A 2,949-nucleotide genomic window follows, 5' to 3' on the forward strand; every position below is an offset into this window, starting at 1 on the left:
ACGTCGGGGAGGCCGCGGCACAGGCCGTCCCGGACACGACCGACCAGGGGCCGGTGGTCGGCGAGGCGCCGTTGACACCGATCCAGCACTGGCTGTTCGAGGTCGTGCCGGGGTCGGCGGAGCGGTTCGACCAGTCGTTGATGGTGGAGCTGATTGACGGAGTCGACATCGTCGCGGTGCGCGCGGCCCTGGAAGCGCTGCTGGCCCACCACGATGCGCTGCGGATGCGGTTTGAACGCACAGGTGGTGGCTGGCGGCAGGTCAACGCGCCGGTCGAGCTGGCCGACGTGCTGCGCGAACACGACGCGTCCGGGGTGGTCGTCGACGAGCAGCCGGCGGTCATGCGGAAAGTGGTCGACGAGGTCCACGCGAGCTTCGATCTCGGGCGTGGTCCGCTGCTGCAGGCGGTGCTGTTCGAGCGGGGCGCCGGGCTGCGTCCGGTGCTGTTCGTGGCGGTGCACCACCTGGTGGTGGACGGGGTGTCGTGGCGGATCCTGCTTGAAGACCTCGGGACCGCGTACCGGCAGGTATCCCGCGGCGAGCCCGTGCACCTCGGCCTGAAGACGACGTCGTTCAAGGAGTGGGCGCAGCGGCTGGCCGGGCACGCGTCCGGCGGTGGGTTCGATGACGAGCTTGGGTACTGGTCCCGGGTCGCCGGTGACGGTTCGGTGCCGGTCGACGGCGCCGGACCGAACACGGTGGCCTCCGAGCGGTCGATGACCATCAGGCTGAATGCCGCGGAGACGCGGGCGTTGTTGCAGGACGTGCCGGGGGTGTACCGCACGCGGGTCAACGACGTGCTGCTGGCGGCGCTGGTTCGGGTGCTGGGTGAGTGGGCCGGCAGGGATCGGGTGCTGGTCGACCTGGAGGGCCACGGCCGGGAGGAGGAGCTGTTCGGGGGCGTGGACCTGTCCCGCACGGTGGGTTGGTTCACGAGCATGTTCCCGGTGGCGCTCGGCGTCCCGGGCGGCGATTGGGGCGTGGCGCTCAAGGCGGTCAAGGAGCAGCTTCGGGCGTTGCCGCGCCGGGGCATCGGCTACGGCGCGCTGCGGTACCTGACCGAAGCGAGCGGACTCGCGAAGCAGTCGCAGGTCAGCTTCAACTACCTCGGCCAGTTCGATCGGCCGGCAGGTACGGACGGGCTCGTCCACGCCACCATCGGCGGTCTGGACGGGGACGTGGACCCCGCTGCCGCCCGCGCCCACGTCCTCGACGTCGTCGGCCGGGTCGAGCGCAGGTGCCTGGAGTTCACCTGGTCGTACTCGGAGAACCTGCACCACGCGAGCACGATCGGCGCCCTCGCCGAGCAGATGCTGACCGCGCTGCGCGAGATCATCGCCCACTGCGCGCAGCCGGGCGCCGGCGGCTGTACCCCCTCGGACTTCCCCCTCGCCCGGCTCGACCAGGCCGGCGTCGACCGGATCGTCGGCGACGGCCGCGACGTCGAGGACATCTACTCGCTCACCCCGATGCAGGCCGGCATGGTCTTCCACACCCTGTCCGGGGGTGAGCAGGCGGTCTACTTCGAGCAGGCGACGTTCGTGCTCGACGGCGTACCCGATCCGGAGGTCCTCGGGGCCGCGTGGCAGCACGTCGTCGACCGGACCCCCGTCCTGCGCAGCCGCATGGTGTGGGAAGAGGTGGCCGATCCGCTGCAGGTGGTGCAGCGCGAGGTCAGCGTGCCCATCGCGTACCTGGACTGGAGCGATCTGCCCGAGGCGGAGCGGCCCGAGGAGCTGCGCCGGCTGCTCGCCCGCGACCGGGCCGAAGGTCTCGACCTGGCGACGGCGCCGCTGATGCGACTGGCCCTGGCCCGCCTGTCCGAGACCGAGGTCCAGGTGGTCTGGACGTTCCACCACGTGTTGCTCGACGGCTGGAGCGTCTTCGGAGTCCTCACCGATGTCTTCGCCGCCCATGCCGCGCTCGCCGACGGCCGCCAGCCCGAGCCGGGCAGTCGACGGCCGTTCCGCGACTACCTGCGCTGGCTCGGCGAGCGGGACCAGCGGGAGGCCGAAGAGTACTGGCGACGGGTACTGGCGGGCTTCTCCTCGCCCACCCCGCTGGCGTTCGACCGGGTACCCGCCCGGGAGCACGCGGCCCGCTCGGCCGAGTGGCTGTCGGTCGACCTCGGCGAGGCGGACACGGGCCGGTTGGACGAGTTCGCCAAGCGCCACCGGCTGACGCTCAACGCGGTCGTCCAGGGGATCTGGGCCCTGTTGCTGTCGCGCTACAGCGGCCAGCGGGACGTCTGCTTCGGCGCCACGGTCTCCGGCCGTCCGGCCGACCTACCCGGCGCCGACGCGATCACCGGCATCTTCATCAACACCTTGCCAGTACGCGTCACGGTCGACGACGGCGCGGACATGGTCGGCTGGCTGCAGCAGCTGCAGTCGGCCCAGGCCGAGGCGCGCAAGTACGACTTCGTCTCGCTGGCCCAGCTCCAGACGTGGACGGACCTACCCGCCGGGGCCAACCTGTTCGACAGCGCGGTCGTCTTCGAGAACTACCCGATCAACGACGAGGCCGCGGCAGCGCATGGCCTGCGCCTGCGCGACCTGCAAGCCCTCGAGACGACCAACTATCCGCTGATCGCGGTGGTGTCTCCGGGGCGGCGGCTGTCGGTCGAGCTCGGATACGACCCGGCGCTGTTCGACGCGGCCACGGTCGAGCGGATGGCGTCGCACCTCGTGCACGCGTTGGGTGCCGTCGCACGGAACCGTACGGCGCTCGTCGGCGACGTCGACGTCCTGACCAGTGTGGAGCGGGTGCGGGCGCTGGTGGGGTGGAACGACACCGCGCGTGCGGTCGCGCCCGCGACGCTGCCCGAGCTGATCGAGGCCCAGGTGGCGCGCACTCCGGACGCGCCGGCCCTGGTGTACGGGGAGACCGTGCTGAGCTTCGCCGAGGTCGACGCGCGGGCGAACCGGTTGGCGCGGTATCTGGTTGGGC

Annotated in this window: 1 protein-coding gene; it reads left to right on the forward strand. The window is 71.6% G+C overall.

Features of this window, described 5'->3' with window-relative positions; all coding sequences use genetic code 11:
- On the forward strand, positions 1 to 2,949 hold a 2,949-nt coding region (locus tag HC028_RS26735), incomplete at both ends, for a condensation domain-containing protein (protein WP_240940806.1).

Origin of the sequence: Planosporangium flavigriseum (assembly GCF_011947225.1) — a bacterium.
Taxonomy (GTDB): domain Bacteria; phylum Actinomycetota; class Actinomycetes; order Mycobacteriales; family Micromonosporaceae; genus Planosporangium; species Planosporangium flavigriseum.